Genomic DNA, 25853 nt, shown 5'->3' on the forward strand with positions numbered 1-25853 from the left:
TGAGTGAAAAGTGTTGCCAGGGCAACACTTTTCACTCACGACGTCGGTAGGGCGCCGATGTCTACTTTGGAGCTGGCGCCGATGGCTGCTCGTACGTCGGCGGGGAGGGGACGGCCCGCGGCGACGCCGGGTGCGCCGGGCTTGAGGGTGTAATCGCCGCCGCCGGGGTTCCGGAACGGCGAGGTGCCCGCCGGTACCTCGATGCCGTGCTGCTCCTGCCCGGTGCCTGCGCGGAGTTCTCCCAGTGAAGCGAACTTCCGCGTCTTCCCGGCGCCGGACGACCAGGCGAGCGGGCCCTCGGCCAGGTATGCGTTCGCGTCGCTGAGCGCGATCATCGGCGGATTGCCGGCGGGGTCGTCCTTGTAGTCGCCCGCCTCGGTGACCGGCTGCCCGCCCGGCTGGGCGAAGTAGTTGTTCACCAGCTCGGTCCCCGCGGTGACCCAGGTCAGCCGGTTCTCCTCGCTGAAGGAGTCGAACGACGGGTCGCGCTCGTCGTTGTAGACGCCGAGGCTGAGCTTGTTCGCGGAGAACGTGTTGTTGTACACCCGGACGCCGTCCGAGCTGGAGATCTTCAGCCCGCGCTGGCCGTTGCCCACCATCAGGTTGGACGCCACCAGCGCGCGCGAGGAGACCTCGTAGTACAGCCCGTTCACCGAGTTCCCCTCGGCCACGTTGCGGATCACCGTGGCGTCGATGCAGCCGAGGTCGCACCACCAGCCGGTGGCCAGGTTGCCCGCGAACACGTTGTCCGCGACGAAGAGGTGCCGGCTTCGGGTGATCTTTGCGCCGGCCGAGCCGATCGCCTCGCCGCTGAGCGAGAACCGCTCGGCGTTGTTGGCGGAGAACGTGTTGTGCTCCAGCCTGAGCCCGTCGGCCCGGTTCGCGCTGAGCCCGGCGAGCCCGTTGCCGGTCAGCGTGCTGCCGCGCACCGACGCGCCGGGCTGGTATACCGCCAGCCCGGTGGACGCCGACCTGGCGAAGACGGTGTTCTCGACCACGACGCCGGGCGCGTTCACCACCACCATCGCCCCGCGCACCCCGTAGTTCTGGTTGCTGCCGTACTCCGCGACCCCGATGCCGCGCAGCACGCTGCCGGCCGCGCCCTCCTTGTCGAACTGCAGGAAGCGGTCCAGCGCGGTCGCCTCCACGGTCCGGCCGCCGGGGTCGTCGCCGATCACCAGCGCCTTGCCCGGCACGTCCACGAAGAAGGTGCCGGGCCGGACGTCGTCCTCGCTGCCGACCTGCCGCAGCGGCACCCCGTCGAGGAAGGCCATGTCCGGCTGGCCCGCCAGCGGATGCGCCGGGTCGATGATCTCCGGCAGGAAGCAGTTCCGGCACAACTGCGGATCCCAGCCGTCGTGCCGCCAGCGCGCACCGTCGCGGGTCCAGCCGGTGACCACCAGGCTGCCCTTGGCCCAGACCTGTTCGCCGGGATACGGCTGGATGGTGACCCGCTTGCGGACCATGCCCACGGTCTCCCGGTAGGTGCCGGCCCGGACGACGATGGTGGCGCCGCCGGGTGCGCGCTGGACCGCGGCGGTGATGCTGTGCAGGGGTGCCTTTTCGGTGCCGGCCGCCGAGTCGTTCCCGTTCTCCGCGACGAACAGGCTGTCCGCCGGCACCGGATAGCCGGTACCGGGCGGTGCGGGCGGCGGCCCGGCGGCCACCTCCGGAGCGGCCCCTGGAGCGGCGTTGTCGTGCTCGGCACCGCCGCTGTCCACCAGGCCCAGCACCAGCAGGCAGGCGAAGAACACGGCCAGCACGCCGTAACCGAGACCTCGGTGGCCACCGGGGCGCGGGCGGGGTCTGTCGGCGGGCATGGACGTTCTTCCTGGCCGGATCTTCAGGACGGCACCGAGATCAGCTTGCGCAGCGCCGTGCTGGAGGTGTGGATCGTGTACGGGAAGTAGACGACCCGCGCGCCCACCTCGGCGAGCTTGTGCTCGAGCCTGGCAGCACGCTCGGTGCCGCGCCAGTCGTCACCCTTGAACAGCACGTCGTAGTTGAGATTCGGCCACATTTCGAACTTGTCCAGATGCGGGTCCGGTACGGCCTCGTGCACGAAACGCAGGTTTCGCACGATCTCGATGCGCTCTTCGAGCGGGACGATCGGCAGCTTGCCCTTCGCCTTGAACACCACGTCGTCGGTCACCACACCGGCAACGAGCCAGTCGCACTCCTGGCTGGCCCGCTTGAGAATATTCAGATGTCCGATGTGGAACATGTCGTACGCCCCGGGGGCGTAACCGATGACGGGCATTCCTGTCCTTTCCTTGCCGAGCCGGTTCAGGAGTTTTCGGTGGCGGTTTTTTCAGGAGCGGAATCCAGGGCGGCCATCTCCCGGAACCATTTGACCAGTGCCAGCGCCAGGTAGCCGATATTGGCCGCGAACAGCACGGCGTAGCAGATGCTGAACAGCGGCTGCACGCCCAGCAGCAGGAACACCAGGCAGAGCAGGCCGTAGTCGATGGGCAGCACGGCCAGCGAGCGCAGCGTGGATGCGCGGGTGCCGGCGGGCAGGCTGCGGTCCACCCGGTGCTGGCGCCGGAGCTGGTCGCCGAGGATCAGGCCGAAGAAGGTGATCACCGCGACCACTTGGAATCCCACCGGTACCAGCAGATAGGCGCGGTCCAGATCGGAGAACCGGTAGTACGAGATCAGCACCGCCAGGTGCAGCGAGGCGATCTTCGCGCTGTCCACGATGTGGTCGAGCCATTCGCCCGAGGTGCTGCCGCCGCCGGTGAGCCTGGCCAGTTGCCCGTCCGCGGAATCCAGTGCGTAACCGAGCGCGAGTGCCGCCCCGACCACGATTCCGAGTAGTGGTGAAGGTCGGACCAGCGCGATTATCGCGATTCCGGAAAAGGTGAAAAGCGCGCTGACCGCCGTGACCTGGTTGGGTGTCATACCGAGCCGGTAGGCGGTCGCGGCCAGGTATTTGCCGGCCGGCCGGTTCACGAATCGGGAGTACGCCGGGGCGCCTCGCGCGCTTTTCTGCGCGGAGGGCAGTCTCCGCAGGGCGGCCGTGAAACCCGTGTCGGCCGGTCCTTCGGTCATTACGTCCACTTTCACGGGTCGGGGCAGGGGGTGACCGGGCGAATCTACCAAGGTGCCCGGGTGCTTCCCGTTCTGCAAGAGGCTGTTCGGTAAGGGGACAGCCGCGACGAGGGACAGGTTGCTTTCTTCGCGGTTACGGTTGGGTATCGGCGGCTCTCCGGCGGGAGCCGGTACCAAGCAATATCGCCGGAGATGGCTTGTGCGTAACATCGGCACGGCTTGCGGTGCAGACCACTTCCACTCCCGTTACTCTGCGTAAAATGATCGGACACTGAACGCATGGACGACCAGTCGTCGCCGAAGATCCTCGACGCCCTCTGGAGATACCGCTGGACCTCCCTCGCGGTCGTGCTGGCGGTCGTGCTGCTCAGCGTCGCGTCCGCGTTCGTGGTCGGCGACCAGGCCACCGCGCAGGCGCGGATCGTGCTGAAGACACCGGACAAGTCCGGGGCGGTCGGGGTGGACGCGGCCAGTGAGTCGGCGTTCGTCCGGTATGTCAACCAGCGCGCGCTTTTCGTGGTGTCCGACGGGGTGCTCAGCGAGGCGAGTGCCGGCCTCGGTGGCGTGCCCGTGGACACGCTGCGTGACCAGGTCAGCGCCAAGGCCTCGGAGAACGGCGAGTCGATCGTGGTCACCGTCGCGGCGGGCAGCCTGGACGAGTCGACCAGGATCGCCGAGACGGTCACCAAGGCATACCAGTCCGCTTCCCGCGCGGACGTGCAGGCCTCCGCGCAGCGCCTGCTCGAAACACTGGCCCAGCGCCGCCAGGACATCGTCGGCTCGGTGGCGGGTGGCGGGAACCAGGCGGCCGAGCCGAACACCACCGCGGCCGGCCAGACGCTGAGCGACCTGGACAAGCAGGCCACCCAGATCCGGGTGGCCGCCGACCAGTTCGGCGACGGTGTGTCCTTTGTGGACAAAGCGGTGCCGGCGGGCACCAGCTTGCTGATGACCATGCTCCGCGACGCGGCGATCGGGCTCGCGCTCGGCCTGCTGATCGCCGGCGGGGTGGCATGGGCGCGAGCCGACCGGGACCGCCGGGTGCGCGACACCGACGACCTCGCCGACTCGACCGGTGAGCCGGTGCTCGCCGAGATCGAGGCGCTGCCCGAGTCCGACGTGGCCGCGCTGCGCGAAGTGGGCAGCCCGCCGTTGTGGCCGTACCAGTTCGCCGCGGCCGGCCTGCGCACCTCGGTGGACCGCGGGGTGGTGGTGGTGACCGCCAGCGCGCCCGGCGACGGCAGCACCACCTCGATCCTGCAGATGGCCACCGCCGCCGCCCGCAGCGGCGCCAGGGTGCTGCTGGTGGACGCGGCGGCCCGTTCGCACGGGCTGTCCGACCTGCTCGGCCTGCGCTACGACCCGCACGGGCTGACCTCGATCGCGGTCGGCGCGATGCGCATCGACGAGTGCACCAGGGTGATCGACCTCGGCGACCGGGTCTACCTCTGGGCGATTCCGGCCGGGCAGTACCAGGAGGCCACCCTGGACCACTTCCGCTCCAGCCTGCTGCAGAAGGCGGTCGCGGCCATGCGCTCGGCCTACGACCTGGTGCTGGTGGACTGCCCGTCGCCGTCCATCGCGCCCGAGGTCACCCCGGTGATCCGGGAGTCCGACGGGGTCGTGGTGGTGGTCCGGCGCGACCGGGAGACCCGGTCGGTGCACCGGCTGCGCCAGCAGGTCCGGCTGCTCGGCGGCAGCATCATCGGCTACCTGTTCACCTTCGCCAGGCCGCAGCGGGACACCCCGCACCGGGCCGTGCTGCCGAGCGCGCTCCGGCGTTCCGAATAGCCCGCGGTGAGCAAGGCAGCGCGGCTGCGGCGGATGGCCGGGAAGCTCGGCGCACCGGTCATCTCACAGGGCCTCACCGCCGGCACCAGCCTGCTGCTGCAGGTCGTCGCGGCGCGCATGCTCGGGCTCACCGAGTACGGCGCCTTCGCCGTCTTCCTGGCCGTGCTGGTCAGTGCGACCGCGCTGTATACCGGCTATGTCGGGGACAGTCTCGCTGTGCTCGACCGGCGCGAGCGGCACACCAGGGCGGCGCTGTCGACCAGCGCGCTGATCGCGCTCGGGCTGTCGCTGGTGATCGGGATCGGCAGCTCGCTGGTGCTCCGGCCGGACGAGCCGGTGGTGGCGCTGCTCTATCCGGTGATGCTGATCGGCTGGCTGGTGGAGGAGACCTTCCGGCGGCTGCTGATCGCCAGGCAGGAGTTCTGGCGGCTGGTGGTCAACGACTTCGCTTACCTGCTCGGCACTTTCGTCGCGCTGGGGGCCTGGTACCTCTCCGCGCGGACGGTGACGCTGCCGATGATCTTCGGTGCGATGGGCGTCGGCACCGTCGCCGCCATCGTGACCGGGTTCGGCCAGCTGCCGCGGGCCGAACTGCGCCGGCTGCGGCCTGGCCTGGCCGGGATGCGCGAGGTCGCGTCCTTCGCGGGGTGGCGTTCGATGCACGCGACGCTGCGTCCCGCGGCGCTGCTCGCGTCGCGGCTGCTGGTGGCGAACCTGGTGTCGCTGACCGCGGTCGGGCTGCTGGAGGCGGGCCGGCTGGTGATCGCCCCGCTGCAGGTGGTGGTGAACGGCGCGGGCAGCTTCCTGCTCGCCGGGTTCGCCGCCGGTGAGCGCAACGGCGGCCGTGATGCCGGGAAGACGGCGGGCCGGGCGGCCTGGCTGCTGGCCGGGGTGACGCTGGTGGGCGGTGCCGGGCTTGCCCTGTTCGCCGGCCCGCTCGGCAGCCTGCTGGCCGGCCAGCAGGTGGACCGGCTGCTGGTCCTCGGCTGGGTGATCTACCTGGGCGTCTGGGCCGCCGGGCTGCCGTATGTCACCGAGGTGACGGCCAGGAAGCTGTCGCGCTCGGTGTTCTGGGTCCGGCTGGCCGACTCTGCGGCCGGGTTGGTGCTGGTGCTGGCCGCGCTGCTGGCCGGTGCCCCGGTCACCGCCGTGCCCTGGCTGATGGCGGCGGGCGGGCTGTACTCGGTGCTGCGGCTGCGGGCGCTGGCGGTGCGCACCAGGAAGCTGGCGCCGGGGCCAGCCGTGCAGTTGCGGACCGACCTGGAGGCGACCGTCCGCATCCCGCACGTGTGATCCACAAGATAGTTGAACGCGAAATCATCAAGCGCTCAACTACGTTGAATCGGTGAAAGGACCCCACGACCCAGGACGGTTTGCAGTGACTTCCACGACCTCCACCCTTTCCCTGACTGACACCCTCGCCCTCTCCCCGGACGCGCAGGACCAGCTGTTCCGCGCGGCCAGGACCGCGAACAGCTTCAGCGGCGAGCCGGTCACCGACGACCAGATCCGGGCGATCTACGACCTGGTGCGCTGGGCGCCGACCGCGATGAACACCCAGCCGTTGCGCGCGCTGGTGATCCGCTCCGACGAGATGCGCCGTCGGCTGCTGCCGCATCTGGCCGAGGGCAACCGGGCCAAGACCGAGACCGCGCCGGTCACCGTGGTGCTGGCCGCGGACACCGACTTCCACGAGCAGACGCCGAAGACCTTCCCGCACCGGCCGGAGGCCAAGGAGAACTTCAGCGAGCAGGGCCCGCGCGCGGAGTTCGCCAGGACGAACGCGCTGCTTCAGGTCGGCTACTTCATCATCGGGGTGCGCGCGGCCGGCCTCGCCGCCGGGCCGATGACCGGGTTCGACGCGGCCGGGGTGGACGGCGAGTTCTTCGCCGACCGGGCGTGGAAGTCGCTCGTCGTGGTCAACGTCGGCCAGCCGGGGGACAACCCGTGGTTCGACCGCCTTCCCCGCCTCGACTTCGAAGAGGTCGTCAAAACCGTCTGAGCAACCGTCTGAGACGAGCCGGCCCGCGGGGACCGAGATGGTCCCCGCGGGCCGCCGTGCTGGTGACGGCTAGCATCGACACGGTCAGTGCCGGATCGTGTCCCGAGGAGCCCATCGTGTCCCAGCAGTCGCCAACCGCAGTCGTGCCCGCCCCGCGCGTGGTGGTTACTGCGGGCACCACCGCGGGCGCGGCGGTGCGCGAGGCGGAACTGCCCGGCAAGGGCCCGGACGCGATCGTCGTGGTCCGCGACGGCGAAGGCAAGCTGCGCGACCTCACCTGGTCGCCGGAGCAGGACACCGAGGTGGAGCCGGTCGCGGCGAACACCGAGGACGGCCGCAGCGTGATCCGGCACTCCGCCGCGCACGTGCTCGCCCAGGCCGTGCAGCAGCAGTTCCCGGAGGCCAAGCTCGGCATCGGCCCACCGGTGCGGGACGGCTTCTACTACGACTTCGCGGTGGACACCCCGTTCACCCCGGAAGACCTGCAGGCGCTGGAAAAGCGCATGAAGCAGATCATCAAGGGCTCGCAGCAGTTCTCCCGTCGGGTGCTGGACTCGGTCGAGGCCGCGCGGGCGGAACTGGCCGCCGAGCCGTTCAAGCTGGAGCTGGTGGACCTCAAGTCGGAAAGCCCCGGTCTGGACACTGTGGACACTTCCGAGGTGATGGAGGTCGGCGCCGGCGAGCTGACCGTGTACGACAACCTCGACCCGCGCACCAAGGAGCGCGTGTGGAGCGACCTCTGCCGCGGCCCGCATGTGCCCACCACCAAGTACATCCCGGCCTTCAAGCTGACCAGGGTGGCCGCGGCGTACTGGCGCGGCAACGAGAACAACCAGCAGCTGCAACGGATCTACGGCACCGCGTGGGAGTCCACCGAGGCGCTGGACGCGCACCTGGAGATGATCGCCGAGGCGGAGCGGCGGGACCACCGCAAGCTGGGCGCGGAGCTGGACCTGTTCTCCTTCCCGGAGGAGATCGGCTCGGGCCTCCCGGTTTTCCACCCGAAAGGTGGAATCATCCGGCGAGAGCTGGAGAACTACTCGCGACGGCGGCACGAGGACGCCGGCTACGAGTTCGTCAACACCCCGCACATCAGCAAGGGCTCGCTGTTCGAGACCTCCGGGCACCTGCCGCACTACGCGGACAGCATGTTCCCGCCGATCCCGTTCGAAGGGGTCGACTACTACCTCAAAGCGATGAACTGCCCGATGCACCACCTGATCTACCGCTCGCGCGGGCGGTCCTACCGGGAGCTGCCGCTGCGGCTGTTCGAGTTCGGTGCGGTGTACCGGTACGAGAAGTCCGGAGTGGTGCACGGGCTGACCAGGGTGCGCGGGCTGACCATGGACGACTCGCACATCTACTGCACCAAGGAGCAGATGCAGGACGAGCTGCGGTCCCTGCTCGACTTCGTGCTCGAGCTGCTGCGCGACTACGGCCTGACCGACTTCTACCTCGAGCTCTCCACCCGTGACGACTCGCCGAAGTTCATCGGTGCGCCGGAAGAATGGGAGGAGGCGACCGAGACCCTGCGCACGGCCGCCGAGTCCTCCGGGCTCGAGCTCGTGCCGGATCCCGGCGGCGCGGCCTACTACGGGCCGAAGATCTCGGTGCAGGCCCGCGACGCGATCGGGCGCACCTGGCAGATGTCCACCATTCAGGTGGACTTCCAGCACCCGCGGCGGTTCGAGCTGGAGTACCAGGCCGCGGACGGCACCCGCAAGCAGCCGGCGGTGATCCACCGCGCGCTGTTCGGGTCCATCGAGCGGTTCTTCGGCGTGCTCACCGAGCACTACGCCGGCGCGTTCCCAGCCTGGCTCGCGCCGGTGCAGGTGGTTGGCATCCCGATCGCCGAGGACCACGTCGAGCATCTGCGCGGTGTGGAGAAAGCCTTGCACGCCAAGGGAATTCGCGTCGAGATCGACGCCGGTGACGATCGCATGCAGAAGAAGATCCGCACCCACACCACGCAGAAGGTGCCCTTCATGCTGCTGGCCGGCGCCAAGGACGTGGAGGCCGGTGCGGTGTCCTTCCGGTTCCGCGACGGCGGCCAGATCAACTCGGTGCCGGTGGACGCCGCGGTCGAAGCGATCGTCAACTGGGTGCAGCGGCGGGAGAACCGTTCGCCGAACGCCGAGACCCTCGGCGCGGTCCTGGCGTGACCGGCGGCCAGCGGGGAGAGCCGGAGCTCGTCGGCCAGGACGGTGTCGGCGTCCCGGACGCGTTGCAGCGCCTGTGGACCCCGCACCGGCTGGCGTACGTGCAGGGGGAGAACAAGGCCGACGGCGACCAGCCGCACGGCTGCCCGTTCTGCCGCCTGGTCGGCATGGACGACGAGCAGGCGCTCATCCTGGCCAGGGGCGAGCGCGTCTACGCGGTGCTGAACCTGTACCCGTACAACCCCGGTCACCTGATGGCGGTGCCGTACCGCCACGTCGCGGACTACACCGAGCTCACCGCCGAGGAGACCGTGGAGCTGGCCGAGTTCACCCAACGCGCGATGACCGTGGTGCGCGCGGTCTCCGGCGCGCACGGGTTCAACATCGGCATGAACCAGGGCGTGATCGCGGGCGCCGGCATCGCCGCGCACCTGCACCAGCACGTGGTGCCGAGATGGGGCGGTGACGCCAACTTCATGCCCGTGGTGGGGCACACGAAGGTGCTGCCCCAGTTGCTCGGGCAGACCCGCGAGCTGCTGGCCGGCGCCTGGCGCGAGTCCTGATTGAAGGCTCAACCCAGGGGTATCATGGGTGGCATGTCCGGAACCCGATGGCTCGACGAGCGCGAACAAGGAGTATGGCGCGAGTTCTCCGCGGCCTTCGGCATGCTCCGGGAGCATCTGGAAGGGCAGCTCCAGCGCGATTCGGGGATGCCGCACACCTACTACGAGATCCTGGTCGCGCTGTCCGAGGCGCCGCAGCGGATGCTGCGGATGAGCGAGCTCGCCGAGACGCTCCGGTCCTCGCGCAGCCGTCTCTCGCACGCCGTCGCGCGGCTGGAGGCCAACGACTGGGTACGACGCGAGGCTTGCCCGGCGGACAAGCGCGGGGCGTGGGCGCGGCTCACCGACGAGGGTTTCGCGGTACTGGAGGCGGCGGCGCCGGGGCACGTGGAAGCGGTGCGGCAGAGCCTTTTCGACGCGCTCACCCCGGAACAGGTGACCGCGCTCGGCGAGATCAGCTCGGCCATCCGGAACCAGCTCGCGCCGAGGTGCGCGGCCGCCGTCGCCGCCGAACAGGCCGAGCGGGATGCGGACCGGGTAGCCGGCTGACCGCATCCGGCGCGCCGGTGAGGGCTGCGCGGCGACCCTGTCGGAGCGGGTCGATAGGCTGCGCTAGCCAACCGTCCCCGCAGCTAGGTGCCTCGTAGAGCCGATGCTCAATATCTTCGCGCGCGCTTCCGTGTCCCGTGTCACCGATCCCATCGGTGTCGCGCTGGTCCGTGCCGGCCTGACGCCGAACGCGATGACCATCGCCGGCACCGCCGGCGCGATGATCTGTGCCCTGGTCTTCTTCCCGAACGGGTTCCTGCTCGCCGGTACCTTCACCGTGTGGGGCTTCGCGATGCTCGACCTGCTCGACGGCGCGATGGCGCGGGCGCGCGGGCACGGCACCCCGTTCGGCGCGGTGCTGGACGCCACCTGCGACCGGCTGGTGGACGGCGCGCTGTTCGCCGCCATCGCCTGGTGGTGCTTCGTCATCGACGACAACCACTTCGCGGCCGCGGGCGCGCTGACCTGCTTGGTGCTGGCCCAGGTGATCTCCTACGTCAAGGCCCGTGCCGAAGCCTCCGGGCTGGACGCGGACGGCGGCCTGATCGAGCGCGCCGAACGGCTGATCATCGCACTGGTCGGCACCGGCTTGCACGGTCTCGGCGTGCCCTACGCCGTGGACATCTCGCTGTCGCTGCTCGCCCTGCTGTCGCTGATCACCCTGTTGCAGCGGATGACGACGGTGGCCAGGTCCGCGCGAGAGGCGCGTCCGTGAGCGGCGCTGGCGCGTTCCCCGCCGCGGGGGCGCGATGAAACGCGGCGGCCACAAGATGAGCGACCTCGGCTACGCGGCGGGCTGGCGGCTGGTGCGGCGGCTGCCCGCGTCGGTGTCCAGCACCGCCTTCTCGCTGGGTGCGGACTTCGCGGTCCGCCGCAACGGCGGCGGTGTCCAACAGCTGCGGCGCAACCTGGCCAGGGTGGTGCCGCAGGCCGACGAGGCGGAGCTGGACGAGCTGCTGCGCCGGTCGATGCGGTCCTACGCCCGCTACTGGCAGGAGATGTTCCGGCTGCCGTCGATCGATCCGGCCGCGGTGCACGGCAAGGTGAGCGAGACGATCAGCGGGGTGGAGAACCTGGACGCCGCGCTGGCCGAGGGCAACGGCGCGGTGATGGTGCTGCCGCACTCCGGCAACTGGGACGCGGCCGGAATCTGGATGGTGCACTACGCCGGTTCCTTCACCACGGTCGTCGAACGGCTCCGGCCCGAATCCCTCTACGAGCGGTTCGTCGCCTTCCGCGAGTCGCTCGGCTTCGAGATCCTGCCCGCCAGCGGCGGGCTCGGCTCGTTCCGGGTGCTGCTGCAGCGGCTGCGGTCGAACAAGGTGGTCTGCCTCGTCGGCGACCGCGACCTGACCAGCGCAGGCATCCCGGTCACCTTCTTCGGCGAGCAGACCAAGATGCCCGGTGGCGCGGCCAGGCTGGCGGCCAGCACCGGCGCCGCGCTGCTGCCGGTGGGCAGCTGGTTCACCGAGGACGGATGGGGTATCCGTATTCATCCGCGGATCAGGGTCAACGCGCGGGAGGAGGTGCCGGCGGCGACGCAGGCGCTGGCCGATATCTTCGCCGGTGACATCGCCGCGCACCCGGCGGACTGGCACATGCTGCAGAAGTTCTGGCTGGCCGACCTCACCGGAGACGCGCGGGTTCCGCTGGGGGAGGCGGGGTAACCCATGAAGATCGGCATCGTCTGCCCGTATTCGTTCGACGTGCCGGGCGGCGTCCAGGGGCACGTGGTCGACCTGGCGAAGGCGTTGCTGGCCAGGGGACACCAGGTGTCCGTGCTGGCGCCCGCGGACGACACCGACGAGCTGCCGGAGTTCGTCCATCCGGCGGGCAAGGCGCTCGGCATCCCGTACAACGGCTCGGTCGCCCGCCTGCAGTTCGGCCCGGTGTCCTACGCCAGGGTGCGCCGCTGGCTGCGGGACAACCAGTTCGACGTGCTGCACCTGCACGAGCCGACCGCGCCGAGCCTGTCCATGCTGGCGCTGAAGGTGGCGGACGGGCCGATCGTGGCGACCTTCCACACCTCGACCCCGCGCTCGCGCACGCTGTCCGCGTTCCAGCCGGTGCTGCGCCCGCTGCTGGAGAAGATCACCGCGCGGATCGCGGTGTCCGAGCTGGCAAGGCGGGTACAGGTGGAGCACGCGGGCGGGGACGCGGTGGAGATCCCCAACGGCGTGGACGTGAACTTCTTCGCCGGTGCCGAGCCGCTCGAAGGGTATCCGCGCCCCGGTGGCACGGTCGGTTTCGTCGGCCGGTTCACCGAGCCGCGCAAGGGCATGGGCGTGCTGCTGGACGCGTTGCGCCGGCTGCTCCCGGAATTCGGTGAACTGCGCCTGCTGGTGGTCGGCAGGGGAGAGGCCGACGCGCTGGCCAGGATGGCCGGCCCGGAGCTGGCTGGCCACGTCGAGCTGCTGGGCCAGGCCGACGACCGGATGAAGGCGAAGGCCCTGCGCAGCGTGGACGTCTACTGCGCGCCGAACACCGGCGGCGAGAGCTTCGGCATGATCCTCACCGAGGCGATGGCCGCGGGCACCCCGGTGCTGGCCAGCGGGCTCGACTCGTTCCGGCGGGTGCTCGACGACGGCAGGGCCGGCCTGCTCACCCCGACCGGAGACGCCGGCGCGCTCGCCGGCGCACTGGGCGATTTGCTGCGCGATCCGGCCCGCCGGGCGGAACTTTCGGCCGCGGGGACCGGCCGGGTGGCGATGTACGACTGGCAGGTCGTGGCCACCCAGGTGCTGCGGGTGTACGAGACCGCGGTGGCGGCGGACCCGCGCCGGGTGAGCACCGAAGACGCCGAGGAAACGGTGCAGTGAACACCTTCGCCCTGATCGCCGCGCTCGTCGCGGTGCTGGTGGTGCTCATCGGCCTGTGGCTGCTGGCCACCGCGAACCGGCTGGACCGGCTGCACGTGCGCACCGACGCGGGCTGGGCGGCACTGGACGCGGCGCTGGCCCGCAGGGCGGTGGTGGCCAGGGCGGTCGCGGCGAGTGCGCCGCACGGCGGGGCCGGCCGGCTCACCGGCGCCGCGGAGGCCGCGGAGGCCGCGCCGAGATCCGAACGCGAGGCGGAGGAGAACGAGCTCACCCGGCTGCTCGCCGAGGTGGACCGGGACGCGCTGCCGGAGCGGCTGGCGCGCGAGCTGAACGACGCCGAGCACCGGGTGGTGATCGCGCGCCGGGTGCACAACGACGCGGTGCGGGACACCCTCTCCCTGCGCCGCCGGCGGCGGGCGCGCTATTTCAAGCTGGCCGGTACCGCGCCGCAGCCGGAGTACTTCGAGATCGCCGAACCGGAGCTGGATCCGCGGGAGGGCTGAGCGGGACGTGGCAGACTTGCCCGCCATGGCAGCGAATCCAGAATCCGCCTGCGAGGTCGCACACGGCACTGGGACACCAGGAACACCCCGGCCGCCGGCGCGCACGCTGGTAGCCGTGTTCGCGTCGCCGGTGTCCGGGTACCTCCTGCGCTACGCCGAAGACCTCGGCTACCACACGATCCTGGTCGAGCCGGACCCGGAGCGGTCGGCGGACGCGGTGCGGACGGTGCCCGCGCTCGACGACACCGCGGATCTGGTCGTCACCGACCACCACCGGCCCGAGCTCGGCCCGCTGCTGCGGGACGCGCTGGCCACCCCGGCCCGCTGGATCGGGGTGCTGGGCAACCCGCGGCATCCCGGCCCGCACGTCGACGCGCTGCTCGCGCTCGGCGTGCCGGCGGCCGAGATCGTCCGGGTGCACCGGCCGGTCGGGCTGAACATCGGTTCCCGCACCCCGCCGGAGATCGCGGTGGCCACCCTCGCCGGGCTGCTCGCCGACCGCAACGGCCGCCCCGGCGGCTTCGAGTTCTAGGAGCTGGTGGTCGCTCCTTCCGGCATCGGGTCGAAACGCGCGTGACGGCGGGTGAAGGTGGCCGTGCCCGAGGTCAGCGAACGCAGATCGATCGCGTAGCGGAGCAGCTCGGTGGCCGGCACCTCGGCCTTGATCACGCTCCGCCCCCCGCCGCCGGCCTCGGTGCCGAGCACCCGGCCGCGGCGGGAGGACAGGTCGCCGAGCACCGTGCCGAGGTGCTCGTCCGGCAGGTACACCGACACCTCCTCGAACGGTTCGAGCAGCGCCATCCGGCCCTGCGCGGCCGCATCCTTGAGTGCCAGTGAGCCCGCGGTCTGGAACGCGGCGTCCGAGGAGTCCACGCTGTGCGCCTTGCCGTCGACCAGGGTGACCCGGACGTCCACCACCGGATGGCCGTCCACGAGTCCCCGCGCGAGCTGCGCGCGGACCCCCTTCTCCACACTCGGGATGAACTGGTGCGGCACCGCGCCGCCGACCACCTTGTCCACGAACTCGAAACCAGCCCCCCGCTCCAGCGGCTGCACTTCGATGTCGCAGACCGCGTACTGGCCGTGCCCGCCGGATTGCTTGACGTGCCGCCCGTGTCCCCTCGCCGGACCGGCGAAGGTCTCCCGGAGGCTGATCCGCACCGGCTCGGTGTCCACGTCCGCGCCACCCGCCCGCAGCCGGGAGAGCACCACGTCCGCGTGCGCCTCGCCCATGCACCACAGCACCAGCTGGCTGGTCTCGGCGTTGCGCTCCAGCCGCAGTGTCGGGTCGCCGGCGACCAGTCGGGAAAGGTTGCGCGCCAACGCGTCCTCGTCGCTGCGGGTCTTCGCCACCACCGCCACCGGAAGCAGCGGCTCCGGCATCGTCCACGGTTTCATCAGCAGCGGGTCCTCCGGCGAGGACACCGTGTCCCCGGTTTCCGCCGAGCCGACCTTGGTCAGCGCGCAGAGGTCGCCCGCCACGCAGAACGGGACCTCCCGGAGGTTGGCGCCGAGCGGGGAGTACAGGTGCGCCACCCGTTCGTCCGCGTCGTGGTCCTCGTGCCCGCGTTCGGCGAGGCCGTGCCCGGACACGTGCACCGGCCGTTCCGGGCGCAGCGTCCCGGAGAACACCCGGACCAGCGAGACCCGGCCGACGTAGGAGTCCACCGCGGTGCGCACCACCTCGGCGGCCAGCGGCCCGTCCGGGTCCGCCCGCAGTTCCGCGTGCGGCGCGCCGTCGGGCTTGGTGACCGGCGGCAGCGGATGCTCCAGCGGTGACGGGAAAGCGCGCGCCATCCCGTCCAGCACCTCGATCAGGCCGACGCCGGTGCTCGCGCAGACCGGGATCAGCGGATGGAAGGAGCCCTTGGCGACCGCGGTCTCCAGATCGGCGATCAGGGTCTCCTCGGCGATTTCCTCACCGCCGAGGTAGCGGTCCATCAGGGTCTCGTCCTCGCTCTCCGCGATGATCCCCTCGATCAGCTCGTTGCGGGCCTCGGTCATCCGCTCCAGCTCGGCCGGATCGGGTTCGGTGACCGTCGGCGGCTGCCCGTCGGTGTAGTCGAAGAACCGGCGGGTGATCAGGCCGACCAGCCCGGTGCGAGGACCGCCCGACGGCAGGTAGAGCGGCAGCACCCCGGCCCCGAAAGCCTCCTGGCAGGCGGCGATCTCGGCTTCGGCGTCGGCCCTGGCGTGATCCAGCCTTGCCACCACCACGGCGCGCGGCATGCCCACCGCGGCGCACTCTTCCCACACCGCGACGGTCGCCGAGTCCACCCCCTCGGCCGCGCAGACCACGAACAGGGCGGCGTCCGCGGCCCGGAGCCCGGCCCTCAGCTCCCCGACGAAATCGGCGTACCCGGGGGTGTCGATCAGGTTGATCTTGATGCCGTTGTGCAGCAGCGGTGCCACCGAGAGGCCGACCGAGCGCTGCTGGCGGACCGCGGCCGGATCGTGGTCGCAGACCGTGGTGCCCTCCACCACCGAACCGGCCCTCGGCACGGTTCCGGAGGCCGCGAGCAGTGCCTCGGTCAGGGTGGTCTTGCCGGATCCCGAAGGACCGACCAGCACGACATTGCGTACGTTGCGCGGGTCGTCCACAGCGACCGCGGCTCCGGAGTCTCCGTTCTTCGCTTGCTTCTCGGCCATGACGGGCCTCCCAGCGAGGTTGACAGGGGATGTGTCCTCGATCACACACCCGATCCGGGCTGGCGGCAAGGGCAGCGGCCAGGAGATACCGGCCTGGGCCAACCCGGCGCCCCCGGTGGTCTCCGGTGGCTCACCGCCGCGCGAAGTGGACTGGTGAGATTGCTTCGTATTGGCCCGCGAGAGCGGTCCACGTGCGACGTAGCATCGAGCTGGTAACAACTCTTTCCGGTGAAAGGCTTCCTCCAGTGTCAGACGCTAAGTCCAGCAACTCAGTCGCGCCCGCGACCGGTACCTCGCGTGTCAAGCGTGGGATGGCGGAGATGCTCAAGGGCGGCGTGATCATGGACGTGGTCACCGCCGAGCAGGCGAAGATCGCCGAGGACGCCGGCGCGGTGGCCGTGATGGCGCTCGAGCGGGTGCCCGCCGACATCCGCGCGCAGGGCGGGGTGGCCAGGATGAGCGACCCCGACCTGATCGACGGCATCATCGAGGCGGTGTCGATCCCGGTGATGGCGAAGGCCAGGATCGGTCACTTCGTCGAGGCGCAGCTGCTCCAGTCGCTCGGGGTCGACTATGTCGACGAGTCCGAGGTGCTGACTCCGGCGGACTACGCGAACCACATCGACAAGTGGGCCTTCACGGTGCCCTTCGTGTGCGGGGCGACCAACCTCGGCGAGGCGCTGCGGCGGATCAACGAAGGCGCCGCGATGATCAGGTCCAAGGGCGAGGCCGGCACCGGCGACGTGTCCAACGCGACCACGCACATGCGCAAGATCAGGGCCGAACTGCGCCGCCTGTCCTCGCTGCCCGAGGACGAGCTCTACGTCGCGGCGAAGGAACTCCAGGCTCCCTACGAGCTGGTCAAGGAGGTCGCGGAGCAGGGCAAGCTGCCGGTGGTGCTGTTCACCGCGGGCGGCATCGCAACCCCCGCCGACGCGGCGATGATGATGCAGCTCGGCGCCGAGGGCGTGTTCGTCGGCTCGGGCATCTTCAAGTCGGGCAACCCGGCCGAGCGTGCCGAGGCGATCGTCAAGGCGACCACATTCCACGACGACCCGGACGTGATCGCGAAGGTGTCCCGCGGTCTCGGTGAAGCCATGGTCGGCATCAACGTCGACGACGTCCCCGAGCCGCACCGCCTCGCCGAGCGCGGCTGGTAACCACTCCCACGCTTCGGAGTCCCGCAGTGTCTACAATGGACACTGCGGGGCTCCGGGATGGCGGTCAGGACGCGGGATAGAGTTCGATCTGCGCTTTGTGCCCATTGCTGCCCCCCAGTTTTGCGTCGGTAGTGACAAGCGGGACGGCCAAGTGTTCGGCCAGCGCGACGTAGGTCGCGTCGTATGCGGTGACCGCGGGACGCATCTCCCAGATTCGCGGAACCAGTAGCCTGTGCGGTGCCAATCGAACGGGCGCTCTGGCCAGCCACCAAACCGCGCGCTCGGCTTGCTCCGCGGTGGCCAGTCCGGCCATCTCCCGACGGCGCAACACGTTGAGAACCTCGATCAGGCACAGTTCGGGTGCGTTCAGCTCACTGGTGAGGATCCGCTGCCGCAGGTCGCGCGACGGGCTCTGTCCGACCAGTACCTCGACCAGAGCCGACGAATCGACGACTATCCGCGCCACAGCTCGTCCAGGTGCTCCTCGCGTTCGCGGCGGACGGCGTGCAGCGAATCGGTTACCGATTCTCCGCCTGGTGCCGCCGGGTGCCGGTACCGGTCCATATCGTCGAGGATCTCGGTCATGGTCGGGCCATCGGTGAACTCGGCCGCTTGCCGCTCCAAATACGCCTCAAGGCCGAAGGGGTCGCGGCGCGGTGCCGAGATCTCCGGTTCCTCGGGGTGGCGTGCTTCGTCGGTCATCTTCCCAGGCTAGCCCCGGCCACCGACGGTTCCGCGGTGATTTCACGAGTGTTCGGAGACCAGGACCGCCACGGTGCCGGGTGCCAGTGCCTCGAACACGTGCGGGACGTCCCCGGGGTAGGCCACGTAGTCACCAGGGTCCAGCTCCACCGGGTCCTCGGCGAGGCCGATCCTGGCTCGCCCGCGGCACAGCACGACATGTTCGACGGTGCCGGCCATATGCGGCTCGGACTCGCGGGGTGTGCCCGGTTCGGCGGTGATCTGGTAGAGGTCGCGGCGCACGTTCGGCGGGCAGGACGCGAGCAGGGTCGCCGCGTAGTCGGCTCGCTCGGAGTACACCGCCGGGCCCTCGCCGGCCCGGATCACCCGCACCCGTGGCCGCGGCGGTTCGACGAGCTGCGCGAACCGCACGTCGAGGGCGACGCTCAGCGCCCACAGCGTTTCCACGCTCGGGTTGCCGGTGCCGGATTCGAGCTGGGACAGGGTGGACTTCGCGATACCGGCCCGTCTGGCCACTTCGGTCAGCGAAAGTCCGGCCCGTGCGCGCTCCCGGCGCAGCGACGCGGCGATGACGGTGATGACGGTGCCGCTCTCGACGCCGCTGCCTTCCACCATGTGTTCGCTCCAACAGTCGTTCTGTTCGCCTTGACGAACAGTCCCGGTCGTGTTCAGTATAAACGACTATGCGTTCGATTTGGCGAACCCTGGATCCGGCACTGGCCAGGGACATCGGCCTGGTCTGCCTTGCCGACGCTTTCGTCGGTGTCTCCTATGGCGCGATCGCGGTGAGCTCGGGTTTCCAGATCTGGGTGCCGATGCTGCTTTCGGTGCTGGTCTTCGCCGGCGCCGCCCAGTTCATGTTCATCGGGATCGTCGCCTCCGGCGGCAACCTGGTCGCGGCCGTGCTGGCCGGGCTGCTGGTCAACGCCCGCCACGTGCCGTTCGGTTTCGCCGTCGGCGACCTGCTCGGCGACCGGTGGCCGGCCAGGATCGCGGGCAGCCACCTGATGATCGACGAGGCGGTGGCGTTCGCACTGGCGCGGCCCGACCGCGAACAGCGACGGGCCGCGTACTGGACCTGCGGCGTCGGCCTGTTCGTCTGCTGGAACGCGGGCGTGGTGGCCGGGGCCTTCGCCGGTACCGCGATCACCGACACCGACGCGTTCGGCCTGGACGCCGCCTTCCCCGCGGTGCTGCTGGCACTGGTCCTGCCCTCGCTCAAGGACCGCCGCACCCGGCTCGCGGTGCTGATCGGAGTCGTCGCGGCGCTGGCCACCACCCCGTTCCTGCCGTCCGGGCTGCCGGTGCTGATCGCGCTGACCGGGATGCTGGTCGCGGTCCGGGCCCCGGAGCCGGCCCCGGAGGTGGCGCGGTGATGGCGGTGGAGCCGATGGCGCTGGTGATCGCGACGCTGGTGCTCGGTGGTGGCACCTTCGCCTTCCGGCTCGCCGGCCCGGTGCTGCGGACCAAGGTGAAGCTGACGCCCAAGGCGGAGCGGCTGATGGCCACCTCCGCGGTGGTCCTGCTCGCCGCACTGGTGGCGACCACCGCGCTGACCGAGGACTCCTCCTTCGCCGGGATCGCCCGTCCGGCCGGGGTGCTGGTCGGCGGGGTGTTGGCCTGGCGGAAGGCGCCCTTCGTGCTGGTGGTCGTCGCTGCCGCGGCGACCGCCGCCGGGCTGCGGCTGCTCGGCGTGCCGTGACGCCGTTCAGGGCGAGAGCTCGCGCGTTGGCGGTACCTGTTCCTTGCGCTGGTGCTGGAAGAGCAGGTTCGTGTGCAGCTGCGCCACTTCGCGCCTGCTGGTGAAGGAGTCGAGCAGCAACTGCTGGAGGTGCCCGGCGTCGGCCACCGCGACGTGCACCAGGAAGTCGTCCGGGCCGGCCAGGTGCGACACCGAGATCGTCTCGGGCAGGCTCAGCACGTAGGACATGAACGGCTCCACCACGGCCCTGGTGTGCGGCCGGACCCGCACCGAGACCATCGCCTGGAGCGGCCGGCCGAGCGCGCGCAGTTCCACCTCCGCCCGGTAGCCGCTGATCACGCCGCGGTCGCGCAGCGCCCGGTGCCGGACCAGGCAGGTCGACGGCGCCACGTTGACCAGGGCCGCGAGCTCCTTGTTGGACAGCCGCGCGTCCTTCTGCAGGGCGGCCAAGATCGCCACGTCCACCGCATCAAGCACGAAGATCACACCCTTTCGCCGAATAATCTTCCCAATCTGCACCAGATGACCGCTGATACTCCAGCATCTTCTCGAACCAGCGAATCGAGGAGGGCGACCGATGACCGGATTGCGGACCCGCGCGGTGCACGGCGGCAGGCAGGATCTCGGCGGACTTGGCGTGCACGCGCCGCCGATCGACCTGTCCACCACGTACCCGGTGCCCGACCAGGCCGCCGGCGGCGCCGCGCTCGGGGCGTGGGCGGAGGGAGTCGCCGACGCGGGGTCACCGGTGTACGCCCGGCTGCACAACCCGACCGTGGCCAGGTTCGAGCGTGCGCTCGCCGAGCTGGAGGGCACCGAGCAGGCGGTTTCCTTCGCCAGCGGGATGGCCGCGCTGACCGCGGTCGTACAGGCAGCCTGCCTGATGACCGGCCGGCGCCACGTGGTGGCCGTCCGTCCGCTTTACGGCGGCAGCGACCATCTCCTCGGCACCGGGCTGCTCGGCGCCGAGACCAGCTACACCGACGCCGCCGGCATCGCGGAGGCGCTGCGGCCGGACACCGGGCTGGTGGTGCTGGAGACCCCGGCCAACCCGAACCTCGACCTGGCCGACCTCGACGACGTGGTGCACCAGGCCGGCGCGGTCCCGGTGCTGGTGGACAACACCTTCGCCACCCCGGTACTGCAGAACCCGGCCGCGCACGGTGCCGCCTACGTGCTGCATTCCGGCACCAAGTACCTCGGCGGGCACGGTGACGTGCTCGGCGGCGTGGTGGCCTGCCGGGCGGAGGCTGCCGCGCCGCTGCGTCAGCTGCGCATCCTCACCGGCGCGGTACTGCATCCGCTGGCCGGCTACCTGCTGCACCGCGGGCTGGCCACCCTGCCGCTGCGCGTGGAGGCGGCGCAGCGGAGCGCGAGCGAGCTGGCGGACCGGCTGGCCGCCCACTCCGGGGTCGCCGCGGTGCGGTATCCGGGGCTGAGCGGCAGCCCGCTGCTCGGCGGGCAGTTGCGCGGTCCGGGCGCGATGCTCGCCTTCGAGCCGGTCGGCGACCCGCTCGCGGTGGTCGGCAAGCTCGGGCTGATCACGCCCGCGGTGAGCCTCGGCTCGGTGGACACCCTGATCGAGCACCCGGCCTCGCTCACCCATCGCCTGGTCGGCCCCGCCGGGCTGGCCGCCGGCGGGGTGCCGGCCGGGCTGCTGCGGCTCTCGGTCGGCCTGGAAGACGTGGCGGACCTGTGGGACGACTTGGACCAGGCGTTGCGGGTCAGCTGCTGACCCCGCACCCGCGCTCTGGCCGGTGGCGCCCACGGCCTAGTCTTGACCTGCGAAATCATGGACGGAAGGCGGTGGCCGGTGGCGCCCACGGTGGGGGTACTAGCCCTTCAGGGTGACGTGCGCGAGCACGTCGCGATGCTGGAGCATGCCGGCGCGAAGGCACGCCCGGTGCGCCGCCCGGCCGAACTGTCCGAAGTGGACGGCCTGGTGCTGCCAGGCGGCGAGTCGACCACCATGTCCCGGCTGCTGGAGACCTTCGAGCTGCTGGAGCCGCTGCGGGAGCGGATCGCCGGCGGGCTGCCCGCGTTCGGTTCCTGCGCCGGGATGATCCTGCTCGCGAAGCAGGCCCTGGACGGCAGGCCCGACCAGCAGCAGCTCGGCGGACTGGACGTGGTGGTGCGCCGGAACGCCTTCGGGCGACAGGTGGACTCCTTCGAGGAGGACCTCGACTTCACCGGTGTCGAGGGCGGTCCGCTGCACGCGGTGTTCATCCGCGCCCCGTGGGTGGAAAAGACCGGCGAAGGGGTGGAGGTGCTCGCCCGGGTACCGGAGACACCGGCCGCCGGAGCCGCTGGGGCTAGGATCGTCGCGGTCAGGGAGGGGACGGTGCTGGCCACCGCTTTCCACCCGGAGCTCACGGGGGACGAGCGCGTGCACCGCCTGTTCGTCCGCATCGTGCAGGACGCGTAGGGACGGCAACGGCGCCTGGAGGGTGCCGCTGCCGACAAGCAGATGGAGGAGAGATGAGCGGCCACTCCAAGTGGGCCACCACCAAGCACAAGAAGGCCGCCCTCGACGCCAAGCGTGGCAAACTGTTCGCGAGATTGATCAAGAACATCGAGGTGGCGGCCCGCACGGGCACCGGTGGCGGCGACCCGGACGGCAACCCCACGCTCTACGACGCCATCCAGAAGGCCAAGCGGAACTCGGTCCCGCAGGACAACATCGAGCGCGCGCGCAAGCGCGGCGCCGGTGAGGAGGCCGGCGGCGCGGACTGGCAGACGATCAACTACGAGGGTTACGGCCCGAACGGCGTCGCGGTGCTGATCGAATGCCTCACCGACAACCGGAACCGCGCGGCTTCGGAGGTGCGCACCGCGCTGACCCGCAACGGCGGCTCGCTGGCGGACCCCGGCTCGGTGTCCTACCTGTTCAACCGAAAGGGCGTCGTGCTGATGCCGAAGAACGGGGTGAGCGAGGACGACGTGCTGCTCGCGGTGCTCGACGCCGGCGCCGAAGAGGTCAACGACCTCGGCGAGAGCTTCGAGATCGTGAGCGAGGCGACCGATCTGGTCGCGGTCCGGAAAGCGTTGCAGGAAGCCGAATTCGACTACGAGTCGGCCGAAGCCAGCTTCCTGCCCTCGGTCAGCGTGCCGCTGGACGCCGACGGTGCGAAGAAGGTCTTCAAGCTGATCGACGCGCTGGAGGACTGTGACGACGTGCAGAACGTGTACGCCAATTTCGACGTCTCGGACGAAGTTCTGGCCGAAGTCGGCTGACCGGCGGAAAAAACGCGGCTGCCTACTGGGCGCGCCCGCGTGAATACGGCACAATGGCGGCCGTGACGACCGATACCCTCGCCGCCCAGGACCAGGAACTACTCGACTGGATCGTCGAACAGGGCGAGCAACGAGGTAACGCGGTCATCAGTGTTTCCAGTGATGCCAACGGTTCCGGCTACTGCTTCACGGCGTGCGCGTGGGCGCTGCACGGGGTGCCGGAGGCGGTCGTGATCGGACTGCCGGAAGATCTCGGCCCGGTTCTGCTGGACGCCTATGTGGACCGTGCCGCCTCCGGCGAGCAGTTCTACTACGGCAGGCTGTACGAGGATTTCTTCGACGGGGTGCCCCTGGTCTTCGAACAGGTGGCCAAGGGGCACTACCCCGAGTTCTTCGGCAGCGCGTTCCTGGTGTACCCGGACGGCGACTTCCCGGCGGTGCAGATCATCGTGCCGACCACGGAGGGGCACTGGCCGTGGTCGCCGGACGCGCCGGAGGGCTTCGCCGAATGGCAGCCGATCCTCACCGAGAGCGGGGACCCGCAGAGCTGGCAGCCTGGGGTCAATGGCCCCTGAGGCCCCTGAGTTTGGGCGGGCGTTTCCCAGCGCGTCAGCTCGGCGTCGGCCGCCGCTCACGCGCGCCCGGAAGCCTCGGTCCGGACCTTTGACCAGGGAGTTTCCGGGAGGCTGGGGATGTCGGACAAGCGGGCTGGACTGAGCAGGCGCGGTGCGCTGGGCATGGCGGGCGCTGTGGGCGCCGCCGGGGTGGCCGGGCTGCTGGGCACCGGAAGCGCCGCCGCGGCGGGCACCGGACGGCCGGTGATCGGGCCGGCCACCGGCCCGCGGCTGCACGTGATCACCTTCAACATCAGGCTGGACACCAAGGCGGCGCCGGGCACCCCGGACTCCTGGACCGACCGCCGGCCGGTGCTCGCCGCCTTCCTGCGGACCGAGCAGCCCACCGTGCTCGGCGTGCAGGAAGGGCTGTACCACCAGGTCAAGCAGGTCGAGGCGGACCTGCCGGGGCACTTCGACTGGATCGGGCTCGGCCGCGAGGGCGGCGGCCGCGGCGAGTTCATGGCCGTCTACTACGACACCCGCCGGGTCGAGCCGCTCGACTTCGACCACTTCTGGCTCTCGGACACGCCCAACGTGATCGGCTCGAAGTCCTGGGGCAACACGGTGATCAGGATGGTCACCTGGGTGCGTTTCCTCGATCGCCGGACCGGCCGCGAGTTCGTGCACGTCAACACCCACTTCGACCACCAGTCGGAGAACTCGCGGCAGCGCAGCGCGGAGCTGGTGCGCGACCGGATCGCCGGCTTCGACCCGGCCCTCCCGGTGCTGCTCACCGGCGATTTCAACACCCCGGCCGAGACGTCGGAGTCGTACCGGATCCTGGTGGGCGAAGGCGGCCTCACCGACACCTGGACCTCGGCCGCGCAGCGGGTCACCCCGCAGTGGGGCACCTTCCCCGGCTACCGGGAGCCGGTGCTCGGCGGCGAGCGGATCGACTGGGTGCTGGCCAACCGGGGGATCGTGGTGGAACGGGCCGCGATCAACACCTACCGGCGCGACGGGCGCTGGCCCTCGGACCACGCGCCGGTGCAGGCGCTGGTGCGGCTGGCCTGAACCGGCGCGTCGCAGTACTGGGCGGCCCCGCCGAACCGGTAGCGTGCCACCTCGAACTGGTGTTCGGCGAGGAGGCGATCAGGTGCGAGTGCTCGGCGTTGACCCCGGGTTGACGCGATGCGGGATCGGGGTGGTGGACGGCGGTACCGGGCGCTCGGTGAGCTGCGTGGCGGTGGACGTCATCCGCACCCCCGCGGACCTCTCGCTGGCCGAGCGGCTCCTCGGTATCTCCGACGCGGTGGAGGACTGGCTCGACCGGTACCGGCCGGCGGCGGTCGCGGTGGAGCGCGTGTTCAGCCAGCACAACGTGCGCACCGCGATGGGCACCGCGCAGGCCGGCGGGGTGGTCGCGCTGGCCGCGGCCCGGCGCGGGCTGCCGGTCGTGTTCCACACGCCGAGCGAGGTCAAGGCCGCCGTCACCGGCTCTGGCAGGGCGGACAAGTCGCAGGTCACCATCATGGTCACCCGGCTGCTGGGGCTGCTGGAGGCGCCCAGCCCGGCCGACGCGGCCGACGCGCTGGCGTTGGCGATCTGCCATCTCTGGCGTGAGCCGATGCGGGCCAGGCTCGCCGAAGCGGAGGCGCGTGCCGCCGAGTTGGCCCGTACGCACAAGGCACGGCTGGCCGCCGCGGCGCGCACGGCACAATCGGCGAAGGGAACGGCCAACTCGCCGACGTGGACGGCCAACACGACAGGGACGAAGCGATGATCTCCTCGGTACGCGGTGAAGTGCTGGCCATCGGGCTGGACCACGTGGTGGTCGAGGTCGGCGGGGTCGGGCTCGCCGTGCAGGCCACCCCGTCCACGCTGGCGACGCTGCGCCGCGGCGAACAGACCAGGCTGCACACCGCGCTGGTGGTGCGGGAGGACTCGCTGACCCTGTTCGGTTTCGCTGACGTGGCGGCGCGCGAGCTGTTCGGGCTGCTGCAGACGGTGTCCGGGATAGGCCCGCGGATCGCGCTGGCCGCGCTGGCCGTGCTGGACCCGGACAAGCTCACCGCGGCGCTGTCCGAAGGCAATATCACCGTGCTCACCCAGGTGCCCGGCATCGGGCGCAAGGGCGCCGAGCGGCTGAGCCTGGAACTGCGGGACAAGGTGACCGCCACGACGGGCGAACCGGAGACCGCCGGGGTCCCGGTGGCGGGCAGCGCGGTGCGCGCGGAAGTGGCCGAGGCGCTCATCGGCCTCGGTTTCCCGGCGAAACAGGCCGAACAGGCGGTGGACCACGTGCTCGCCGGTATCAGCACAGCCGACACCGCCGATACGCCGACCGTGCTGCGGGCCGCGCTGGCCACCCTCGGCCGCAAGCGCTAGGGCGGCGGCGTGGACCATGAG

General features: G+C 70.8%; 30 protein-coding genes. 22 read left to right on the top strand and 8 right to left on the bottom strand.

Annotated elements, in window-relative coordinates; all coding sequences use genetic code 11:
- Positions 1-35: 35 nt before the first annotated feature.
- The 3 genes from AMYNI_RS0133980 to AMYNI_RS0133990 are packed head-to-tail and all read right to left on the bottom strand — an operon-like array spanning position 36 to position 3054.
- Entirely contained in the window at positions 36-1820 is a 1785-nt protein-coding gene (locus AMYNI_RS0133980; RefSeq protein WP_157357555.1) for a right-handed parallel beta-helix repeat-containing protein, read from the bottom strand.
- A gap of 23 nt (positions 1821-1843) precedes the next feature.
- On the bottom strand, positions 1844-2260 hold the full coding sequence (locus AMYNI_RS0133985) for an FAD synthase family protein (RefSeq protein ID WP_020672571.1): 417 nt from the start codon (positions 2258-2260) through the stop codon (positions 1844-1846).
- A gap of 26 nt (positions 2261-2286) precedes the next feature.
- A complete protein-coding gene (locus AMYNI_RS0133990; protein WP_020672572.1) occupies positions 2287-3054 on the bottom strand; it encodes a CDP-alcohol phosphatidyltransferase family protein in 768 nt (255 codons plus the stop codon).
- A gap of 279 nt (positions 3055-3333) precedes the next feature.
- Here AMYNI_RS0133990 and AMYNI_RS46005 point away from each other — a divergent pair, with 279 nt between their 5' ends.
- From AMYNI_RS46005 to AMYNI_RS0134045, 11 genes are all read left to right on the top strand, one after another.
- Entirely contained in the window at positions 3334-4845 is a 1512-nt protein-coding gene (locus tag AMYNI_RS46005; protein WP_020672573.1) for an AAA family ATPase, read from the top strand.
- A 6-nt stretch (positions 4846-4851) separates the two neighbouring features.
- Positions 4852-6138, top strand: coding sequence for a lipopolysaccharide biosynthesis protein (locus tag AMYNI_RS0134000; protein ID WP_020672574.1), 1287 nt, complete (start codon positions 4852-4854; stop codon positions 6136-6138).
- Positions 6139-6223: 85 nt separating this feature from the next.
- Positions 6224-6847, top strand: a complete 624-nt coding sequence (locus tag AMYNI_RS0134005) for a malonic semialdehyde reductase (RefSeq protein WP_020672575.1) — start codon at positions 6224-6226, stop codon at positions 6845-6847.
- Between the two features lie 116 nt (positions 6848-6963).
- The gene (thrS, locus tag AMYNI_RS0134010) at positions 6964-9009 is read left to right on the top strand and encodes a threonine--tRNA ligase (RefSeq protein ID WP_026361275.1); all 2046 of its coding nucleotides are present in this window, start codon (positions 6964-6966) and stop codon (positions 9007-9009) included.
- Positions 9006-9569, top strand: a complete 564-nt coding sequence (locus tag AMYNI_RS0134015; RefSeq protein WP_020672577.1) for an HIT family protein — start codon at positions 9006-9008, stop codon at positions 9567-9569. The genes thrS and AMYNI_RS0134015 overlap by 4 nt, the downstream gene beginning before the upstream one ends.
- Before the next feature lie 33 nt (positions 9570-9602).
- Positions 9603-10118 (top strand): MarR family winged helix-turn-helix transcriptional regulator, encoded by a 516-nt coding sequence (locus tag AMYNI_RS0134020; RefSeq protein WP_020672578.1) that lies wholly within the window; start codon positions 9603-9605, stop codon positions 10116-10118.
- Between the two features lie 103 nt (positions 10119-10221).
- Complete coding sequence (gene pgsA / locus AMYNI_RS0134025; RefSeq protein ID WP_020672579.1) at positions 10222-10833, top strand: phosphatidylinositol phosphate synthase; 612 nt, start codon at positions 10222-10224, stop codon at positions 10831-10833.
- Positions 10834-10867: 34 nt separating this feature from the next.
- The gene (locus AMYNI_RS0134030) at positions 10868-11785 is read left to right on the top strand and encodes a phosphatidylinositol mannoside acyltransferase (RefSeq protein ID WP_020672580.1); all 918 of its coding nucleotides are present in this window, start codon (positions 10868-10870) and stop codon (positions 11783-11785) included.
- Between the two features lie 3 nt (positions 11786-11788).
- Entirely contained in the window at positions 11789-12937 is a 1149-nt protein-coding gene (locus tag AMYNI_RS0134035) for a glycosyltransferase family 4 protein (protein WP_020672581.1), read from the top strand.
- Positions 12934-13440 (top strand): LemA family protein, encoded by a 507-nt coding sequence (locus tag AMYNI_RS0134040; RefSeq protein WP_020672582.1) that lies wholly within the window; start codon positions 12934-12936, stop codon positions 13438-13440. Before AMYNI_RS0134035 ends, AMYNI_RS0134040 begins: the two co-directional genes overlap by 4 nt.
- A gap of 25 nt (positions 13441-13465) precedes the next feature.
- Positions 13466-13972: an XdhC family protein gene (locus AMYNI_RS0134045; protein WP_026361276.1), complete on the top strand. Its 507-nt coding sequence runs from the start codon at positions 13466-13468 to the stop codon at positions 13970-13972.
- Here the strand turns inward: AMYNI_RS0134045 and AMYNI_RS0134050 are convergent.
- Positions 13969-16089, bottom strand: a complete 2121-nt coding sequence (locus AMYNI_RS0134050; RefSeq protein ID WP_020672584.1) for an elongation factor G-like protein EF-G2 — start codon at positions 16087-16089, stop codon at positions 13969-13971. The two genes, AMYNI_RS0134045 and AMYNI_RS0134050, sit on opposite strands and share 4 nt — an antisense overlap.
- A 31-nt stretch (positions 16090-16120) precedes the next feature.
- Between AMYNI_RS0134050 and AMYNI_RS50600 the strand changes: the two genes are divergently transcribed.
- Together AMYNI_RS50600 and pdxS are read left to right on the top strand one after the other, a co-directional pair.
- Complete coding sequence (locus AMYNI_RS50600; protein WP_281170320.1) at positions 16121-16246, top strand: hypothetical protein; 126 nt, start codon at positions 16121-16123, stop codon at positions 16244-16246.
- Positions 16247-16334: 88 nt separating this feature from the next.
- On the top strand, positions 16335-17249 hold the full coding sequence (gene pdxS, locus AMYNI_RS0134055) for a pyridoxal 5'-phosphate synthase lyase subunit PdxS (protein WP_026361277.1): 915 nt from the start codon (positions 16335-16337) through the stop codon (positions 17247-17249).
- A gap of 64 nt (positions 17250-17313) precedes the next feature.
- On the opposite strand, the gene AMYNI_RS0134060 is transcribed toward pdxS, so the two are convergent.
- Genes AMYNI_RS0134060 through AMYNI_RS0134070 form a run of 3 tightly spaced genes read right to left on the bottom strand, consistent with a single transcriptional unit; the run spans position 17314 to position 18566 of the window.
- Positions 17314-17715, bottom strand: coding sequence for a type II toxin-antitoxin system VapC family toxin (locus tag AMYNI_RS0134060; protein ID WP_020672586.1), 402 nt, complete (start codon positions 17713-17715; stop codon positions 17314-17316).
- Positions 17703-17951, bottom strand: a complete 249-nt coding sequence (locus tag AMYNI_RS0134065; RefSeq protein ID WP_020672587.1) for a hypothetical protein — start codon at positions 17949-17951, stop codon at positions 17703-17705. Before AMYNI_RS0134065 ends, AMYNI_RS0134060 begins: the two co-directional genes overlap by 13 nt.
- A 42-nt stretch (positions 17952-17993) precedes the next feature.
- The gene (locus AMYNI_RS0134070) at positions 17994-18566 is read right to left on the bottom strand and encodes a helix-turn-helix domain-containing protein (protein WP_020672588.1); all 573 of its coding nucleotides are present in this window, start codon (positions 18564-18566) and stop codon (positions 17994-17996) included.
- Between the two features lie 68 nt (positions 18567-18634).
- Here AMYNI_RS0134070 and AMYNI_RS0134075 point away from each other — a divergent pair, with 68 nt between their 5' ends.
- The gene (locus AMYNI_RS0134075; RefSeq protein ID WP_020672589.1) at positions 18635-19327 is read left to right on the top strand and encodes an AzlC family ABC transporter permease; all 693 of its coding nucleotides are present in this window, start codon (positions 18635-18637) and stop codon (positions 19325-19327) included.
- The gene (locus AMYNI_RS0134080; protein ID WP_020672590.1) at positions 19327-19653 is read left to right on the top strand and encodes an AzlD domain-containing protein; all 327 of its coding nucleotides are present in this window, start codon (positions 19327-19329) and stop codon (positions 19651-19653) included. The genes AMYNI_RS0134075 and AMYNI_RS0134080 overlap by 1 nt, the downstream gene beginning before the upstream one ends.
- A gap of 6 nt (positions 19654-19659) precedes the next feature.
- Here AMYNI_RS0134080 and AMYNI_RS0134085 read toward each other — a convergent pair whose 3' ends face one another.
- Positions 19660-20130 carry an Lrp/AsnC family transcriptional regulator gene (locus tag AMYNI_RS0134085; protein ID WP_157357557.1) on the bottom strand — a complete coding sequence of 157 codons (471 nt, stop codon included), beginning with the start codon at positions 20128-20130 and terminating at the stop codon, positions 19660-19662.
- A gap of 100 nt (positions 20131-20230) precedes the next feature.
- Here AMYNI_RS0134085 and AMYNI_RS0134090 point away from each other — a divergent pair, with 100 nt between their 5' ends.
- From AMYNI_RS0134090 to ruvA, 7 genes are all read left to right on the top strand, one after another.
- On the top strand, positions 20231-21388 hold the full coding sequence (locus tag AMYNI_RS0134090; RefSeq protein WP_020672592.1) for a trans-sulfuration enzyme family protein: 1158 nt from the start codon (positions 20231-20233) through the stop codon (positions 21386-21388).
- Between the two features lie 57 nt (positions 21389-21445).
- Complete coding sequence (gene pdxT, locus AMYNI_RS0134095) at positions 21446-22078, top strand: pyridoxal 5'-phosphate synthase glutaminase subunit PdxT (protein ID WP_026361280.1); 633 nt, start codon at positions 21446-21448, stop codon at positions 22076-22078.
- 53 nt (positions 22079-22131) lie between these two features.
- Positions 22132-22887, top strand: a complete 756-nt coding sequence (locus tag AMYNI_RS0134100; RefSeq protein WP_020672594.1) for a YebC/PmpR family DNA-binding transcriptional regulator — start codon at positions 22132-22134, stop codon at positions 22885-22887.
- A 53-nt stretch (positions 22888-22940) separates the two neighbouring features.
- A complete protein-coding gene (locus AMYNI_RS0134105) occupies positions 22941-23462 on the top strand; it encodes a DUF4262 domain-containing protein (protein WP_020672595.1) in 522 nt (173 codons plus the stop codon).
- A 117-nt stretch (positions 23463-23579) separates the two neighbouring features.
- Complete coding sequence (locus AMYNI_RS0134110) at positions 23580-24518, top strand: endonuclease/exonuclease/phosphatase family protein (RefSeq protein ID WP_020672596.1); 939 nt, start codon at positions 23580-23582, stop codon at positions 24516-24518.
- 82 nt (positions 24519-24600) lie between these two features.
- A complete protein-coding gene (gene ruvC, locus AMYNI_RS46010; protein WP_051116394.1) occupies positions 24601-25227 on the top strand; it encodes a crossover junction endodeoxyribonuclease RuvC in 627 nt (208 codons plus the stop codon).
- Complete coding sequence (gene ruvA / locus AMYNI_RS0134120) at positions 25224-25832, top strand: Holliday junction branch migration protein RuvA (protein WP_026361282.1); 609 nt, start codon at positions 25224-25226, stop codon at positions 25830-25832. Before ruvC ends, ruvA begins: the two co-directional genes overlap by 4 nt.
- Positions 25833-25853 lie beyond the last annotated feature (21 nt).

The sequence above is a fragment of the Amycolatopsis nigrescens CSC17Ta-90 genome, assembly GCF_000384315.1.
Lineage (GTDB): Bacteria > Actinomycetota > Actinomycetes > Mycobacteriales > Pseudonocardiaceae > Amycolatopsis > Amycolatopsis nigrescens.

Bases quoted from the DNA above. Each gene is read 5' to 3' on its own strand.
- AMYNI_RS0133980 (WP_157357555.1), bottom strand. From the start codon at position 1,820: ATGCCCGCCGACAGACCCCGCCCGCGCCCCGGTGGCCACCGAGGTCTC.
- AMYNI_RS0133985 (WP_020672571.1), bottom strand. From the start codon at position 2,260: ATGCCCGTCATCGGTTACGCCCCCGGGGCGTACGACATGTTCCACATC.
- AMYNI_RS0133990 (WP_020672572.1), bottom strand. From the start codon at position 3,054: ATGACCGAAGGACCGGCCGACACGGGTTTCACGGCCGCCCTGCGGAGA.
- AMYNI_RS46005 (WP_020672573.1), top strand. From the start codon at position 3,334: ATGGACGACCAGTCGTCGCCGAAGATCCTCGACGCCCTCTGGAGATAC.
- AMYNI_RS0134020 (WP_020672578.1), top strand. From the start codon at position 9,603: ATGTCCGGAACCCGATGGCTCGACGAGCGCGAACAAGGAGTATGGCGC.
- pgsA (WP_020672579.1), top strand. From the start codon at position 10,222: ATGCTCAATATCTTCGCGCGCGCTTCCGTGTCCCGTGTCACCGATCCC.
- AMYNI_RS0134030 (WP_020672580.1), top strand. From the start codon at position 10,868: ATGAAACGCGGCGGCCACAAGATGAGCGACCTCGGCTACGCGGCGGGC.
- AMYNI_RS0134035 (WP_020672581.1), top strand. From the start codon at position 11,789: ATGAAGATCGGCATCGTCTGCCCGTATTCGTTCGACGTGCCGGGCGGC.
- AMYNI_RS0134045 (WP_026361276.1), top strand. From the start codon at position 13,466: ATGGCAGCGAATCCAGAATCCGCCTGCGAGGTCGCACACGGCACTGGG.
- AMYNI_RS0134050 (WP_020672584.1), bottom strand. From the start codon at position 16,089: ATGGCCGAGAAGCAAGCGAAGAACGGAGACTCCGGAGCCGCGGTCGCT.
- AMYNI_RS0134065 (WP_020672587.1), bottom strand. From the start codon at position 17,951: ATGACCGACGAAGCACGCCACCCCGAGGAACCGGAGATCTCGGCACCG.
- AMYNI_RS0134070 (WP_020672588.1), bottom strand. From the start codon at position 18,566: ATGGTGGAAGGCAGCGGCGTCGAGAGCGGCACCGTCATCACCGTCATC.
- AMYNI_RS0134075 (WP_020672589.1), top strand. From the start codon at position 18,635: ATGCGTTCGATTTGGCGAACCCTGGATCCGGCACTGGCCAGGGACATC.
- AMYNI_RS0134080 (WP_020672590.1), top strand. From the start codon at position 19,327: ATGGCGGTGGAGCCGATGGCGCTGGTGATCGCGACGCTGGTGCTCGGT.
- AMYNI_RS0134090 (WP_020672592.1), top strand. From the start codon at position 20,231: ATGACCGGATTGCGGACCCGCGCGGTGCACGGCGGCAGGCAGGATCTC.
- pdxT (WP_026361280.1), top strand. From the start codon at position 21,446: ATGGACGGAAGGCGGTGGCCGGTGGCGCCCACGGTGGGGGTACTAGCC.
- AMYNI_RS0134100 (WP_020672594.1), top strand. From the start codon at position 22,132: ATGAGCGGCCACTCCAAGTGGGCCACCACCAAGCACAAGAAGGCCGCC.
- AMYNI_RS0134105 (WP_020672595.1), top strand. From the start codon at position 22,941: ATGGCGGCCGTGACGACCGATACCCTCGCCGCCCAGGACCAGGAACTA.
- AMYNI_RS0134110 (WP_020672596.1), top strand. From the start codon at position 23,580: ATGTCGGACAAGCGGGCTGGACTGAGCAGGCGCGGTGCGCTGGGCATG.
- ruvA (WP_026361282.1), top strand. From the start codon at position 25,224: ATGATCTCCTCGGTACGCGGTGAAGTGCTGGCCATCGGGCTGGACCAC.